Source organism: Streptococcus oralis (assembly GCF_004127215.1).
Taxonomy (GTDB): domain Bacteria; phylum Bacillota; class Bacilli; order Lactobacillales; family Streptococcaceae; genus Streptococcus; species Streptococcus oralis_BD.
The window spans coordinates 36,977-53,260 of the sequence record NZ_QEWJ01000012.1 but is presented as its reverse complement, the minus strand read 5'-3'; the positions used below and the strand labels follow the sequence as shown (position 1 = coordinate 53,260).

The following is a 16,284-nucleotide window of genomic DNA, read 5'->3' as shown; positions in this document are numbered from 1 at the left end:
TTATTTCACCAACTTCTTCATCTCATCAATACGCGCTACGGTCGCGTCGTATTTGGCTTGGTAGTCGGCTTGTTTGTCGCGTTCTTTTTGGACGACTTCTGGTTTGGCATTGGCTACGAAGCGTTCGTTAGAGAGTTTCTTACCGACCATATCCAGTTCTTTTTGCCATTTAGCCAGTTCCTTGTCGAGACGAGCTAGTTCTTCTTCGACATTGAGGAGGTCTGCCAGTGGCAGGTAGATTTCTGCTCCTGTGATGACGCTTGACATAGCCAGTTCTGGTGCAGGGATAGTTGATGCGATTTCCAAGTGTTCTGGATTTGTGAATCGTTTGATGTAGTTGACATTGCTGTTAAAGAAGGATTCCAAGTCGCTATCGCTTGTCTTAACAAGAATGGTGATAGGCTTGCTTGGAGCAACGTTTACTTCCGCACGCGCATTACGAACAGCACGGATCAAGTCTTTGAGGCTTTCTACACCAGTGTGAGCTACAAGGTCTTCGAAGGCTGGGTTGACAGTTGGGTATTCCGCTGTGACGATAGAGCCTTCTGAGATTTGTCCAAAGATTTCCTCTGTCACGAATGGCATGATTGGGTGAAGGAGACGAAGGATCTTGTCCAAAGTATAAAGGAGAACAGAACGTGTGATGACTTTCTCTTTTTCGTTGTCGCTATAAAGGACTTCCTTGGTCAACTCAATATACCAGTCCGCAAACTCATCCCAGATGAAGTTGTAGAGGATATGACCAGCTACACCAAACTCAAACTTGTCAAAGTTTTCAGTGACTTTTCCGATGGTTTCATTGAGGTTGTGAAGAATCCAGCGGTCAGTGACATTTCCAGCTTCCTTGTTGGCAACTTTCTCCACATTGGCAGTTGCTTGCTCAAGGGTCAAACCTTCATTGTTCATAAGGATGTAGCGAGAGATGTTCCAGATCTTGTTAATGAAATTCCATGAAGCATCCATTTTCTCGTAAGAGAAGCGCACGTCTTGTCCTGGTGCAGAGCCGTTTGAAAGGAACCAACGCAGGCTATCTGTTCCGTACTTATCAATAACATCCATTGGATCAATCCCGTTACCAAGAGACTTGGACATCTTACGTCCTTGCTCGTCACGAATGAGACCGTGAATCAAGGCATTTTTGAATGGCGACTTGCCAGTAAATTCCAAACCTTGGAAAATCATCCGAGATACCCAGAATGGGATAATATCATAACCAGTCACCAAGGTTGATGTTGGATAATAACGCTTGAAGTCTGCTGAGTCGACATCAGGCCAGCCCATGGTTGAGAATGGCCAAAGGGCAGAACTAAACCAAGTGTCCAAGACGTCTTCGTCTTGAGTCCATCCGTCACCTTCTGGAGCCTCTTCGCCCACATAGATTTCACCCTCAGCATTGTACCAAGCAGGGATTTGGTGACCCCACCAGAGCTGACGGGAGATTACCCAGTCGTGGACATTTTCCATCCATTGGAGGAAGGTATCGTTAAAGCGTGGCGGGTAAAATTCTACCTTGTCCTCTGTATCTTGGTTGGCAATGGCATTCTTAGCCAATTGGTCCATCTTGACAAACCACTGCGTAGACAAGCGCGGTTCAACCACGACACCTGTACGCTCTGAGTGACCAACACTGTGGACACGTTTTTCGATTTTAACCAGAGCACCGATTTCTTCTAGCTTAGCAACGACTGCCTTACGTGCTTCAAAACGATCCATGCCGGCAAATTCGAAGGCAAGCTCGTTCATAGTTCCGTCGTCGTTCATAACGTTAACTTGTGGCAAGTTGTGGCGTTGACCAACCAAGAAGTCGTTTGGATCGTGGGCAGGTGTGATTTTAACAACACCAGTTCCAAACTCAGGGTCTGCATGTTCGTCCCCAACGATTGGGATGAGTTTATTAGCGATTGGAAGGATGACGTTTTGACCGATCAAGTCCTTGTAGCGTGGGTCTGCTGGATTGACGGCAACGGCAACGTCCCCAAACATAGTCTCAGGACGAGTTGTCGCCACTTCAAGGGCGCGTGAACCATCCTCCAGCATGTAGTTCATGTGGTAGAAGGCGCCTTCGACATCCTTGTGGATAACCTCGATATCAGAAAGAGCTGTGCGAGCAGCTGGGTCCCAGTTGATGATAAACTCACCACGATAGATCCAGCCTTTTTTATAAAGCTCGACAAAGACCTTGCGAACCGCTTTTGATAAACCTTCATCAAGGGTGAAACGCTCACGTGAGTAGTCTACAGAGAGACCCATCTTGCCCCATTGTTCCTTGATAGTAGCGGCATATTCGTCTTTCCATTCCCAGACTTTCGTCAAGAAAGACTCACGACCCAGGTCGTAACGGCTAATGCCTTCACCACGCAAACGTTCTTCAACCTTAGCCTGAGTCGCAATACCGGCGTGGTCCATCCCTGGAAGCCAAAGCGTATCAAAGCCTTGCATGCGTTTTTGACGGATGATGATATCCTGCAAAGTCGTATCCCAAGCGTGACCAAGGTGGAGTTTACCAGTTACGTTTGGTGGTGGAATCACGATTGAATAAGGCTTAGCCTTTTGATCTCCTGAAGGCTTGAAAACATCCGCATCAAGCCATTTTTGGTAGCGACCAGCCTCAACCTCGACTGGATTGTATTTAGGTGAAAGTTCTTTAGACATGTGGGTGTCCTTTCTGATTTATTACTTAGCTACTTTGATAAGCATCTAAAATATTAATAGTATCTCTTATAATAGGGCTCTGTATGGCTCTGTAAAGGGATTTATTTCCAATAATATAAAATTCTTCTTTAGCTCTAGTCGCTGCAACATTTAAGATATTGGGTTCAGAGACAGCCCAACGTGCAGCTCCCTCACTCATATTATCTGCTCCAAGTACAAAATACACAATCTTATTTTCTTTTCCTTGGAAAGTATGTACCGTCCCTACATTTACAGGTTTTCCATTTTCTCGTTTTGTGAAACCGATTTTATCCAATTCTTTTGCTAGTTGTACCGATACATTTTTAAAAGGAGTAATGACATAAATATCATCAAATTCCTCATGTCGTTTCTGCAACTCTTCTTTCAAATAATCAGCTTGCTCAGGAACATATTTATCCTTAGCACCCCCACTAACATCAAACCATTTCCCCAAACCTCGAGCTTTTTCCTTTCCTTGAACCATTAAGTTGTCGTAAGAAATTTTATTGGAAATACTGAACATCGGATCACTAGAACGACGATGAACCCAGAGAGGAAGTCCTATCCATGTCCCATCTTGTTTTTTAAAGCCATATCTACTAGCAGAATCCATCAATTCTTGCGTTGATGATACAAGATATTTAGAGACTATCTTGTGGTGTTGTGCTAAAAATCCTAAAATATTTTTATCTATTGTCTGTACTGGTTGTATTTGAGAAGGATCTCCCACAGCCATAATACGTTTACTTCTAAAAATAGCTCCTACACTTGCTTGGGGTAATGCCTGACCAGCTTCATCAATAAATACATTACCAATACTATTTTCAGGCAAACACCAAAACATGGAATTGAAACTTGCAAAAGTTGTACTAATAACTGGAACACTGAAATTAACCCAATCCCACGCAGCTTTATATAAATCACTAGCATTATCTCTCATTGAATAGCTTTGGGGCTTCTCCCAAATCCATAACGCTTTTTCAAAATGCTTTTTATTGTCATATATAAATTGCTTCCTAACTGCCAGTGCTTTGATAAACAAACGGCTCTGCTCTTCTCGATAGTCATCATCAAACCAAAAATTTGATACTTGCAGTTCCTCATATCTAACAGAAAAATTCAACTTTTTAACTGGGCATGTAGCAAGTTCAGATTGTATTTTCAAAAGTTTTTCCTGATGACGAATTAATTTATCCTCTGCTTTAGACTTCCATTCATTATACTTCTGTTGCCTTTGACTCAGCTGATTTAATTCAAGTTCATACTTTTTAATCTCTTTTTGCAAATCATGGCAATATTGACTTTCATCACGTACCTTCTTCAGTTCTGCTTTTAGAGTTTCATTCGCTTGATTCAATCTCATAAAATAAGTATCTAATTTCGATGGTGTGAAAAGTCTTTTTAACCATAAGAAACGTGGAGCTTGTAATTCTATCAACTCAACATCTTGTGCTGCTATCTGTCTGTTAACATATAACATAGAAATAAGACGCTCATGCTCAAACAACTCAGATTCTATTTCCTTTTTACTATTTTCTAATTGAGTATGTTTTTCCCGTATTTTAGATAGTTCTGAACATCTTTGGGCATCCTCCTGCTGAAACTCTAACTCAAACCGCTGGTAAGCATTTTTCAATTTCACGTGCAATCGAATCTTATCTGCTATCTCTTGCATCTTTTCTCTTTTATCAAGTAGCTTCTGATATTGAATTTTAAATTCTTCATATACTGAAGGGTTCGATTGAAATTTATCTGAATTCAACTCTTGTTGTATTGCTTTTAAAACATTTTGCAGACGGTCTCTATTCTGTTTTTTTCCACCTTCTATCGAAAATAATCCCCAATATTTTTTGTCGTTAGAAACATCTTCATCTTCTAACAATAAATTATTACTGATTTCAGCGAAATAATCAATTTTCTCTAATTCATCTAACCAATTTGATTTCTGATATATTTCTTTTCTTTGGGGTAATTCAGTAACAATATTTTTAACAGCACCATTATTAGAACTTGCAACAACGATTCCTTTATCTGCAATTTCTTTTGGTAATTTTGCAATAAGATAAGGGTTGTCATGATAAACTAGATTTCCTTTAAGTTTAGGAGTCGATAATTCACTAATAATCCTCGCCTGTTCCGTTACCAAATCTGCAAAAACATCTTTTAAAAGTGTCGTTTTACCAGTTCCTGGAGGACCATTGACACTCCTTATATCCTCATCCTCATTTGAAGCTAGATTTACAGCTACTTGTTGCATCATGGAAAGAGCATATTTAGGGTTACTAGGAAATCTTCCTAATGGATAATTTTTCGGTTCAAGTATAGTTTCTAAATCATTGGGATTAAAATGGGATGATTCTTTATTACTGTCCAAATTGACCCTTACAGAATCAAATCCTGACAAATAACGATTAAGATTTTCATTATTAATTGATTTTGCATATTTTAAATCATTTATAAAAAATGAATGTAAATTTATCTCGTCATCAAAATTCTTAACAAAATAATATCTGCAATCACTTGGTGAAATCTCATACTTATTGAGAAGGTTACTCAAAACTTCGTTGAACTCTCCATCAAGAAATGACTGCCCTAACTGTTCTCGAAGCTCATTTTCTGCCATTAAGAAATCTTTAGGCAATTCCCCATTTTTATAAATTTGCCCACTCATGGTAAAAAACAATTTATTCGCTAAGAAATTCAAATCTTTATCAAAGTAAAGAGCAAAAGTAAATTTATAAGAAGATATTCCTAATTCTTCGTCTGTTGCTTTTAAATTGTACTTGCCCCTTAATTCTTTGATAATTTTTTGAAAAGGGAAAATTCCACAATAAATAGCAATCCCTGAACTGGATTTTAATTTTTGACGATTTAAAAACTCTTTTAATATTAAGTGATAATCATTCCCTTGAAAAATATTAAACTTGGAATTACTTTTTTCAATGTTCCCTTCTGATAATTGTTCTACTGCAATCCAAGCATCTAATATTCGATTCTGACTGCTTTTCATTACTTCTCCTCTAAAGACATATAGAAATAAGATATATCTTACTCATTTTAAAAATCCTCCCACTCACTCTTCAGCAAACCATATATCAGACTGTCACAGCGGTTTCCTTGAACATCCTTTCGGTCTCGGATACGAGCTTCAAGGGTAAAACCAAGTTTTTCTGCGACTCGTTGACTTTGCAGATTATAGCCAAAGCAAGACAATTCAATCTTATGAAGATCCAGTTCTCTAAAAGCCAGATCAATCAAGGTACGCGCTGCTTCTGGAACATAACCCCGACCCCAATAGTCTGGGTGCAAGGTATAGCCGAGCTCAAGAACATCATCTTCGTGACGGTGATTGAAGTCAACAGAACCGATGATGGTATTGGTTCCTTTGACGACAATGCCGTAACCAGCTGGGAGATTGTCCTTTTGATTGCGCTCAGGAAGGATATGCTTCAGATAATAAATCTCATCGTTCAAGGTCTTGACGAGTGGAAAGCCTGCTGGATAGGCGATCTCTGGTAAACTAGCGTAGGCATGGATATCCTCAGCATCAGCTACTGTACGGACTCGCAAGACAAGTCGCTCGGTCTCTATTCGTTCTGGTAATTCTGCTCTTGTCATCTTCCTCCCTCGCTTTCCATAAAAAAATGCCCCTGCCATCTACATGACAGGGACGAATGTGTTATCCGCGGTACCACCCAATTTCGGGCAGAAACGCCCGCAACTCTTGTCTTCGAAGAATATACAAAGACACTTTTATTTCATTTTAATCATCAGCAACCAGTTTTGACACATTTGTGGACTTCTCAGCACCGCCACTTTCTGTAAAATGTGGGATTCAAAACACCTCTGATGGCTTTATTGTAACAAGTTTTTCACGGAAATGCAAGGGACAAGAAAAATTACTTGAACTTGATGCCGTTTTCTTTCAATTTCTTAATGGTAGCTGGTCCGATTCCTTTCAAGGCAAGGAGTTCTTTTTCAGTCCAGTTTTTGAAGTCAGAAGCTGACTTAATTCCTTCATCATAGAAAGTTTTGGCACGATCAAGTGGAAGTCCACCCAAGTTTGCTGCAAAATCTTCTACAGAATTGGCTACCTTTTGTGCTTGCTCTTTAGTGGCTTCTACTGCTTGTTCTACTTTTTTAGAGACAACTTTTCCTGCTTGGCTGGCAGATTTTTCTGCATGTTTCACGACTTTTTTGGTCTCTTCGACAACCTTGGTCACTGTAGTTGAAAATGCACCTGAACGACGAAGGCTATTTCGCAATTGTTTTTTACGTTGGAGTTTTTTTGACATGATAAAATCCTTTCAATAAAAAATCCCTGCTCTGACAAGGATTTAATAAAGATATTCTATCAAGATTTTGGGAAAAAATCAAGAAAGGATATTCATTTTAATAGTTTCTCTCACCAAACAAGCCCTCTGGCAAATCATGAAATCCCTTGCCTGCTTTGAAGTTTTCAAACTTACCAAGCAAGAACTGATAAGCATCCAAGCGACTTTCGTAGCGAATCATGGCATCTTTGGCACGCTCGTCCTGGTCTTCTTCGTAGACCTTTTGACTTTCCTTGTGCGCCATGTCGTTGATCATGATCTGGGTATTGACCCAAGTTTCAAATTCCTTCATAAATTCCTGTTCGTAACTCATTGATTCTCCTTATTCTAATCCACGGAAGTAGTCCATATCAATCTCACGGTAGGGCTGGATATCCTGAACATACTCCAGCACGCCTTGAAATTCTCCGTTCTCATCGTGTACTGCTGCGTAGGTGATGTGGACAAACTTGCCTCGCGACTCAGATTTGAACCACATTTCATACTTGTCCTTGACCCCTTCACGAAGACCTTGCATGATGGCTTTGACCTTCTCCAAATATTTTGGAGGATGACATAACTCGACATTGCGCCCAACTTGGGACGGTGTCCGTTTGAAAATCATCTCATCAGCTGGCGTATTGTCATTGTAATACTGGAAAATATCGTCTTTATTGACAAAGGTAATCTCCATAGGGAGGTGATTGAGGATGAGGTTGGCTTGCTCAACCGAGAGATAGCCATTCCCAAAAGCCTGTTGACTATGGCGGTCCAGCACTGCTTCCTTTTCCTTAGGGGTAAAGGTAATGGTAAACTGGCCTTCTGGTGTATCGATAACTTGCTGCACTTGGCCTTCAGCCCTATCTATCTGCAAGACCTCCTCTGCACTCTTTTCCTCTACAAAACTCTGGCGTTCTGGCACCCATTTCTCAGACGGACGGACGATGGCATAGCCGTAAGCATCGCTCTCCTCTGCAATCTGAAGCCAGTCATCCTGAGTAAAGGACTCAAGGAGAATCATGAGAAGGATGGACTCTTCCTTGAAAATCATGCTCTCAAACTCTGGCGCAAAAGCTTCAAAATCTTCTTTTACACTGCTAATCGACACTTCTGGTAGTGACTTGACTGTCGTTAGAGCTGTTTGAAAGAGTTCCCTGATCTGGTCATCCACTCCCCACATAACTTTGGGAGGTGAATCGTGTCCATAGCGCTCCATGATAGGAAAGAAGAGCTCTTCCTTGCGCTGATAGTGGAGGTCAAATTGCCCCAAAAGCCCCATTTGACGGAACAAACCCTTGCGCATCTCTGCCAGCATTTCCTCGTCTTCCATAGACTCATAGGTATCTAACAGTCTCCGAATGCGAATCAAGGCAGCACGGAGAGCCAGATTTTCATCCTTGAAGACGCGAACGGGGTGCCCAGGATGCTCGGTATCCTCTACTTCGACACCCTTAACAGCGTTTTTAAAAAGATTGGCATGGACATCACAGAGCTCCATAACATCTTCAAAGGTAACACCTGAGTCTGAGTTCATCAGCTCGTGCTCCATGAGGGAAATCTCGATGGCTGACACACCTGTAAAGGTCGCATCAAAACGCTCCTGAACTGACTCAGGAGAGGCGCCATTGTGCAATTCTAACAAAATATCCCGTAGGATATGAATCCGTTCATCTGCCATTAGTCTAATCCAATCACTTCGTAACCATTCGCTTCCAGTGTGCGCACAATCTTGTCCATAGGAGTTCCTTCAAGCTTAGAACCCTGTTTGAGCGACACCTTGCGACCGACTGTATTACGCATCAAAGGATTGGCTAGTGGTTTAAACCCTAGCTCCACTAGAATTTCTAAGACTTCTGGATGCTTGTCCACCACTTCTGCAACAGGAATTGACACATCGATGATATTGTCCATGACGACCTCCATTGTATATTCTAAAATGATTTAGCTTTTTATATTATACCACAAGGAGGGCTGGCGCACACTAAAAAAGAGGGTCATCCCCTCTTTCTTAGTTCTTATCCAGATTACGTAGCATCTCGTCAATCTTGTTTCCATATTCGATGGATTCGTCTTTGACGAAGGTCAAATCTGGGATTTTGTACAATTTCAAATTGCGACCAAGTTCACGTTTGATGGTCCCAGTTGCTTTCTCAAGCCCGATTTGAGCTTTTTGATTATCCGAAGCAAGGTTACTTAAAATGGTGTAGTAAACCTTGGCAACGGATAGGTCACCCAGCATCTGAACATCTGTGATGGTCACACCTTGGACACGGGGATCACGGACTTTCTTTTGCAAAATCTCATTGACTTCGCGCTTTATTTCCATGCCTACACGATCCGTACGGAAATGATTTGCCATGATATTCCTTTCTCTACTTTGAACCAAAAGCTAGGCCAGCAGACCTAGCTACTTTCTAATAGATAGAGGAACTAGAGCCATTTGAATCTAGGAAACAAGCCTTTGATAGAACTGAAGTTCATCAAGGCGCTGTTGACAACGAGTCAAATGAGCTATCGTTTCTCTATTATCGTTTGATTTCTTCCATGATGTATGCCTCAATCACATCATCCATCTTGATATCATTGTAGCCCTCAATCATCAATCCACCTTCACGACCGTTTGTAACTTCTTTGACGTCGTCTTTGTAGTGTTTCAAGCTTGCAAGTTCGCCGTCATAGATAACAACACCGTCACGGATAACACGGACTTTAGAGTCACGGGTAACCTTACCGTTGATAACCATGAATCCACCGATGGTTCCCACTTTAGACACCTTGAAGGTTTCACGGATAAGAGCTTCACCGATGATTTTTTCTTCGAATTCAGGATCGAGCATCCCTTTCATGGCTTCTTCCATCTCTTCGATAACCTTGTAGATAATACTGTGGAGACGGATTTCCACATCGTCAGCATCTGCCTGTTGACGAGCTTGTGGCGTAGGGCGTACGTTGAAACCGATGATAAAGGCATTTGAAGCTTCGGCAAGTGTCACGTCAGATTCATTGATGGCACCGACCGCTGAGTGAACGATAGTAACTTTCACGCCTTCTACGTCGATCTTTTGAAGTGAGGCAGAAAGGGCTTCAACCGAACCTTGTACGTCAGCCTTGATGATAACGTTGACTGACTTGAGCTCACCGGCTTTGAGGGTATCAAAGAGGTTCTCAAGGCTGACACGTTGGGTAGCTTGACGTTGTTTCATAAGGGCACGTTTGGCACGTTCTTCACCTGCTGCACGCGCAGATTTTTCATCTTCGTAAACAGCAAAGTGGTCACCCGCCATCGGAGCTTCATTCAAACCTGTGATAGAAACGGGCGTTGATGGTCCTGCCACCTTGACACGACGACCAAGGTCATTGGTCATAGCACGGACACGACCGAAGGTATTTCCGACAACGATTGGGTCTTGCACATTCAAAGTACCTTGTTGGACAAGAAGGGTTGCAACCGCACCTTTCCCTTTATCCAAACGAGCTTCGATAACCGTACCGATAGCACGGACTGTTGGGTCTGCCTTGAGTTCTTGGATTTCAGCCACAAGAAGGACTGTTTCCAAGAGTTCATCGATGTTTTGGTTGAATTTAGCTGAGATTTCAACAAATTCAGAATCTCCACCCCAAGCAGTTGACATAACACCGTGTTCAGCCAATTCACCGATAACACGTTCTGGATTGGCACCTGGTTTATCAATTTTGTTGATAGCTACGATGATTGGAACGTTCGCTGCTTTTGAGTGGTTGATGGCTTCGATAGTCTGAGGCATAACACCATCGTCTGCCGCTACGACCAAGATAGTGATATCGGTAACAGATGCACCACGCGCACGCATAGATGTAAAGGCCGCGTGTCCTGGTGTATCAAGGAAGGTAATCTTCTTGCCATTTTCAACGATTTGGTAGGCACCGATATGCTGAGTGATACCACCTGCTTCTCCTGTCGCAACACGAGAGTTACGAAGGGTATCTAGAAGGGTGGTTTTACCATGGTCAACGTGTCCCATGATGGTTACAACTGGTGGACGCTCAACCAACTCATCTTCATTGAGATACCCATCTTCGACAAAGAAACGTTCGATGTCGGCATTATCCACTTCAACCTTTTGTTTGGCTTCGATACCATAATCTACCAATAGGAGTTCAATGGTTTCCCCATCCAAAGATTGGTTTTGTGTCGCCATAACACCCATCATAAAGAGTTTCTTAACGATTTCAGCTGGTTCACGTTTGATACGTTTTGCGATTTCAGCAACAGTCATACCATCTGTATATTCAAATTCTGTTGGCAACTCATGGAACTTGCGCTCTGTAACAGGTTTTGGAGTCTGGTTACGGTTGTTTTGCTTGTTCCCTTTTTTATTTTTCTTGTTGTTATTCCAGTTACTATTTCTTTGATTTCTCACTTGATTCTGACTACTTCGATTCTTTTGTTGTTTTCTAGGACCATCTTCTTCGTGATCATAATCGTCACGTTCTTTGTCTGGTCGAGCTTGTTTTTTACGACGTGTATCCACTGGCGCTTCTTTCGCTACAGGAGCTACTGTTACGGCCGGCTGCGTTTGTTCAGCTAGCTTAGCAGCTTCCTCAAAGATTTCTTCAGGCTCCTTGCGTTTATTAGCTTGAGCCAAGGCTTCTTTGGCAGCTTGCGATTGTTTGAAGCGCTCCTCGCTTGAGCGTGCGTACTCTGCATTTTGCTCTGCTTTTAGGGCTGCCGCACGGGCTTTAAAGTCAACACGTGGGCCAGCTTGTTTAGGCTGGAAGTCTTGTTGCTGACGACGATCATTGCCACGATTCCCTTGACCTTGTGGTTTTTTCCCTTGGTCGTTAAATCGACGATTGTCGCGGTTTCCTTGACCAGGTTTGCCACCATTACGGCCGTCGTTTTTCTGACGGTTGCCGTTTTGTTGTTGGTCACGGTTGTTGCCTTTGTTTTGTTTGCGTCGCTCTGCTTGCTCTTTGGCACGCGCCTCACGCTCCGCCTTGAAGTTTCGACTTTGTGGTCTTGCGGCCACTACTTTTTCTTCCTTAGGAGCTACAGGTGCAGCTGGTTTGCTTTCTTCCTTAGTGACAACTGGTTTAGTTGAAACAGGCTTTTCTGCTTTCTTTTCTACACTTACTTTTGGTGCTGCAGTTTTTGCTTCTGCTTTCGGAGCAGCTGGTTTAAAGCTAGCTGCGATTTGTTCAGCAGCAGCAGCTTCCACGCTCGATGAGTGGCTTTTTACATCCAAGCCCAACTCTTTTGCACGCGCTACAACTTCTTTACTTTCTTTTCCAAGTTCTTTTGCGATTTCGTACAATCTTTTCTTAGACAAATCATGTCCTCCTCTTCTATTCCATAAGAAACCTCATTTTCTTTGTAAATCCAGCATCTGTCACAGCCAAAACCTTTCTGGATTTTCCGACTGCTATGCTTAATTCCAGTGTTGAAAACACGGTTATAACTTCTACTTGATAATAGTCACTTTTATCTTGAATCTTCTTGGTCAGATTGGGACCAGCATCCTGTGCTAGAAAGACTAGTTTGGCTTTCTGGTCTTGGATGGCCTTGACCACCAATTCTTCACCCGATATGATCCGACCTGCTCGCTGAGCAAGTCCCAAGAGATTGCTTATCTTTTGCTTATTCAAGTCCTAACTCTCTTCTTTTCACTTTGTGATCCACATAGGCGATCAACTCGTCATAAAAGCTTTCTTCAACTTCCATGTTAAAGCTACGGTTAAAGACTTTCTTCTTTTTTGCCTCTAGGGCTTCTGCATTGTCTAGCTTGATATAAGCGCCACGGCCATTGGCCTTGCCTGTTGGATCGATAAAGACCTGTCCTTCCTTGTTCTTGACAATGCGCAGCAAATCACGCTTATCAATCACTTCGTTGGATACAACAGACTTGCGCAAAGGGATTTTTCTTGTTTTCATCTTTCCCTCCTCTAGCAGTTTTTATTCTTCTGTCAATTCATCCGCAGCTGCGTAATCCACTTGACCTGCTTCTTCCATAGCTTCAAATTCACTTGCAGACTTGATATCGATACGGTAACCTGTCAAATGAGCCGCCAAGCGAACGTTTTGTCCACGACGACCGATGGCAAGAGAAAGCTTGTTATCAGGCACAACGACCAAGGCACGTTTGCTGTCATTTTCATCAAAGATAACTTGGTCAACCTCTGCCGGTGCGATGGCATTGTAAATAAACTCAGCTGGATCTGCTACCCACTCGATAACGTCGATGTTTTCTTCGACAGGAATCATGCGGTCGCTCTTAGCATCGTAACGAGCTGGGTGGAATTTGCTGGTGATTTTCTTGATATTGGCACCACCACGTCCAACGATTGTCCCGATAGCATCCACGTTAGGATTGTGGCTACGAACGGCAACTTTCGTACGGTCACCAGCTTCACGGGCTACGCTCATGATTTCAACAGTTCCATCGTAGACTTCTGGAATTTCTTGCTCCATCAAGCGTTTGATCATTTCTGGATGGCTACGGCTGACAAATACATTGACACCACGAGGGTTGTCTTCAACCTTGTAAACATAGACTTCGATACGGTCGTGGGAAGCAAAGACTTCTCCAGGGATTTGGTCTTGTTTTGACAATTGGGCTTCGATGCTACCGAGATTGACGTAGATGAAGCGGTTGTCAAAGCGTTCTACTGTACCAGACATGATTTCTTGCTCATGTTCCTTGTAAGTATTGTAAGTAATGGCACGTGTTTGCTTGCGCATTTTTTCCATAATGGTTTGTTTAGCAGATTGGGCTGCTACACGACCAAACTCAGCTGGTGCTTCTTCAAACTTAATTTTGTCACCAAGCTCATAGGCAGAATTAATGGCAAGAGCATCTTTCAAGCTGATTTCCAAACGGCTATCAAATACTTCATCAACCACTTCACGAACAGTATAAACTGTAAAGTCTCCTGTTTTTTCGTTGAAGTCGATAGCTACGCTGTCAGACTGACCATAGCGTCTGCGATAAGCGGAACGAAGCGACTCTACTACTGCGTCGATGATGTCTTCTTTTTTGATTCCCTTGTCTTCTTCCAAAATGCGGAAGGCCTCTAGCATTTCTTTACTCATGTTTTCTTCACTTTTGAATCCTCAAAAGCTATCCTTTCTTTTCTATAGTTTTACTGCTAAACGTGCTTTTGATACTAAACTGTATGGAATTTGGACAGTTTTCTTACGTGTCTTGTCCATATACTCCATAGTCAACTCGTCCTCTTCGAAGGCCAACAAGGTTCCCTCAAAGACTTTTTGTTTATCAATGGCTTGGTAGAGCCCGACATGAATGTATTTCCCAACCGCTCCAGCGACAGCATCCTTGGTTTTCAAAGGACGTTCCAAGCCTGGACTGGTGATTTCTAGGAAATATTGTTCTGGGAAGGGATCGGGCTTGATGGTGTCTAGGACAGGACTGATGATTTCTGTCAAGTCTGCCGTGTCGTTCAAGGTAATTCCTTCGGGTTTATCTACAAAAATACTGAGAATCATGTCACTGCCAATCTTTCCATACTCGATATCCACGAGCTCGAAAGGCGCTTGGATGACAGGTTCTACAACTTCTCTGACTAATTCTACGATTGTTGCGATTGCGTCCACCTCCTCATAAGCAAGAGGCGAAGATATTTCCCCGCCTCTCTTTCTCATATTCTTACTATCAGTATAGCACGTTTGTCAATTTATGTAAAGTATAAGCACTCAAACGGCTGGTTTTCAAGCTATTTCTTAAAATTCTGCCTCAACTCGGTAGATGACTTGACCTTTGCTGGAGAATTTTTGCTCATATTCCGTCATGACATTGCCTTCAAAATCACTGGCATGCAGATCCAGCCAAACACCATTGAGTTTCATCCCATACTGAGAAAAGCTCACTAGACTATACTCAAACAAGCCACGGTTATCTGTCTTGAAATGGATTTCCCCATTTTCAGGCAAGATACGCTTGAAGGTATCCAAGAAACTCTTGTAAGTCAAACGACGTTTTTCATGGCGTTTTTTAGGCCAGGGATCTGAAAAGTTTAGGTAGAGACGATCAATCTCACCGTCTTCGAAATAGTCAGTCAAATCTGAACCATCTACCCACAAAAGTTTGATATTAGGTACTCCAACTTCAAGCACCTTGTCCAAGGCATAACTCAATACCGACTTTTGGATATCAATCCCAATGTAGTTGATGTCAGGGTTTTGCTTGGCCATTCCTGATACGAAGGCCCCTTTCCCACTTCCAACTTCAACATGAATAGGATGATCATTTCCAAACAAGTCTCGCCATTTCCCTTTTGCTTCCAAGGGATTGAGGACCACATACTGAGGATTGGCCTCTAGTAATTCTGTCGCCCCTTTACGATTTCTAACTCTCATCTCTTCTTTCCATACTTGTCACGGAAGACACGCAAGGCATAAATCTCCCGGTTTACATTATCTAAATCTTGATTTACAAAGTATTTGGTAATCTGGCTCAAGTAAGAATATTGACCATACCAATACAATTTATCTAACACTGTCTGATTGTACTTATAACCGTAATAAGTTAGCCAATCATGCCAATGTTGCTCTGGAATATAATGACACAGCATATGCGCCACATCAAACATGCGATCCGTCAGACGAACCGAATCCCAATCCACTAGATAAACAAGCCCACTCTCTGTCTCAATCCAATTACTATGGCGAAGATCCCCATGCACAATCGTTGCATGGTCTTCCCTAAAACCTGGAACCGTCCTGCGCAAATCATCAATCACCGAGTTTAAGTACTGATGTCGTTTCAAGGCTTCGGGTGCTTCCTGTCTCCAAGACTTCAACAAGTCTACTGGCGTCTCCATGGTATATCCCAAACGGCTCAACTGCTTCATCAAGGGACGTGAGCGGTGGAGACGCGTCAAGATATTGATGATTTGCTTGCGGTTCATATCGTGCGGTGTCAAGATTTTGCCCGTCAACCATTCCTGGGCACACATATCACGACCATCTGGCAAACGACGAGTCCATAGTAATTGAGGAGCGATTTGTTCTCTGGCTAAGCCAGGTAGGATTGGAGAGGTGTTCATTTTTACAAAGACGCGCTTCCCATCAGGGTAGCTTCCCATATAAGCCTTGCCACTCTTCCCAGGTATAGGGGTCAGTGTTAGCTCATTATCACCCAAGTCCATTTCTTTCCTCCGTATAAAGTTTCCTTACTATTCTACTAGTTTTTGGCCTATTCGTCAACCAGTCCATACCCGATTTTCAAAGAAAAGCCTCTGGATCGGCTTGAGGCATTATTATGAAAAGAAAAAGGCAAGCATCATCGTCTGCTTACCTTTT

The 16,284-nt window shown here is 42.5% G+C and carries 15 protein-coding genes; all 15 read right to left on the bottom strand.

The genetic code is table 11. The annotated features are described in order from the left end of the window. The 15 genes from DF216_RS08970 to ccrZ all read right to left on the bottom strand — a co-directional run bounded on the left by DF216_RS08970 (window position 1) and on the right by ccrZ (window position 16,130). Window positions 1-2,652, bottom strand: a complete 2,652-nt coding sequence (locus DF216_RS08970) for a valine--tRNA ligase (RefSeq protein WP_129326625.1) — start codon at window positions 2,650-2,652, stop codon at window positions 1-3. A 25-nt stretch (window positions 2,653-2,677) separates the two neighbouring features. Further along, entirely contained in the window at window positions 2,678-5,683 is a 3,006-nt protein-coding gene (locus tag DF216_RS08965) for a DEAD/DEAH box helicase (protein WP_129326624.1), read from the bottom strand. Window positions 5,684-5,730: 47 nt separating this feature from the next. Further along, a complete protein-coding gene (locus tag DF216_RS08960; protein ID WP_129326623.1) occupies window positions 5,731-6,291 on the bottom strand; it encodes a GNAT family N-acetyltransferase in 561 nt (186 codons plus the stop codon). A gap of 281 nt (window positions 6,292-6,572) precedes the next feature. Further along, the gene (locus DF216_RS08955; RefSeq protein WP_129326622.1) at window positions 6,573-6,968 is read right to left on the bottom strand and encodes a helix-hairpin-helix domain-containing protein; all 396 of its coding nucleotides are present in this window, start codon (window positions 6,966-6,968) and stop codon (window positions 6,573-6,575) included. A 97-nt stretch (window positions 6,969-7,065) separates the two neighbouring features. Further along, entirely contained in the window at window positions 7,066-7,320 is a 255-nt protein-coding gene (locus DF216_RS08950) for a DUF1912 family protein (RefSeq protein WP_000119718.1), read from the bottom strand. 9 nt (window positions 7,321-7,329) lie between these two features. Then, a complete protein-coding gene (locus tag DF216_RS08945; protein ID WP_129326621.1) occupies window positions 7,330-8,664 on the bottom strand; it encodes a DUF438 domain-containing protein in 1,335 nt (444 codons plus the stop codon). Next, a complete protein-coding gene (locus DF216_RS08940) occupies window positions 8,664-8,897 on the bottom strand; it encodes a DUF1858 domain-containing protein (protein WP_000368739.1) in 234 nt (77 codons plus the stop codon). The genes DF216_RS08945 and DF216_RS08940 overlap by 1 nt, the downstream gene beginning before the upstream one ends. 97 nt (window positions 8,898-8,994) lie before the next feature. Beyond that, a complete protein-coding gene (gene rbfA / locus DF216_RS08935) occupies window positions 8,995-9,345 on the bottom strand; it encodes a 30S ribosome-binding factor RbfA (RefSeq protein ID WP_001273601.1) in 351 nt (116 codons plus the stop codon). Window positions 9,346-9,511: 166 nt separating this feature from the next. Then, the gene (gene infB, locus DF216_RS08930; RefSeq protein WP_129326620.1) at window positions 9,512-12,295 is read right to left on the bottom strand and encodes a translation initiation factor IF-2; all 2,784 of its coding nucleotides are present in this window, start codon (window positions 12,293-12,295) and stop codon (window positions 9,512-9,514) included. A 16-nt stretch (window positions 12,296-12,311) separates the two neighbouring features. Continuing rightward, complete coding sequence (locus tag DF216_RS08925) at window positions 12,312-12,611, bottom strand: YlxQ-related RNA-binding protein (RefSeq protein ID WP_129326619.1); 300 nt, start codon at window positions 12,609-12,611, stop codon at window positions 12,312-12,314. Beyond that, window positions 12,604-12,897 carry an RNase P modulator RnpM gene (gene rnpM / locus DF216_RS08920; protein WP_000857560.1) on the bottom strand — a complete coding sequence of 98 codons (294 nt, stop codon included), beginning with the start codon at window positions 12,895-12,897 and terminating at the stop codon, window positions 12,604-12,606. Before rnpM ends, DF216_RS08925 begins: the two co-directional genes overlap by 8 nt. Before the next feature lie 21 nt (window positions 12,898-12,918). Continuing rightward, window positions 12,919-14,055: a transcription termination factor NusA gene (nusA, locus tag DF216_RS08915; protein ID WP_000032278.1), complete on the bottom strand. Its 1,137-nt coding sequence runs from the start codon at window positions 14,053-14,055 to the stop codon at window positions 12,919-12,921. 42 nt (window positions 14,056-14,097) lie between these two features. Next, window positions 14,098-14,577 (bottom strand): ribosome maturation factor RimP, encoded by a 480-nt coding sequence (gene rimP / locus DF216_RS08910; protein WP_000338691.1) that lies wholly within the window; start codon window positions 14,575-14,577, stop codon window positions 14,098-14,100. 126 nt (window positions 14,578-14,703) lie between these two features. Next, window positions 14,704-15,339: a tRNA (guanosine(46)-N7)-methyltransferase TrmB gene (gene trmB / locus DF216_RS08905; protein ID WP_001266088.1), complete on the bottom strand. Its 636-nt coding sequence runs from the start codon at window positions 15,337-15,339 to the stop codon at window positions 14,704-14,706. Beyond that, a complete protein-coding gene (gene ccrZ / locus DF216_RS08900) occupies window positions 15,336-16,130 on the bottom strand; it encodes a cell cycle regulator CcrZ (RefSeq protein ID WP_129326618.1) in 795 nt (264 codons plus the stop codon). Before ccrZ ends, trmB begins: the two co-directional genes overlap by 4 nt. Window positions 16,131-16,284: the final 154 nt, after the last annotated feature.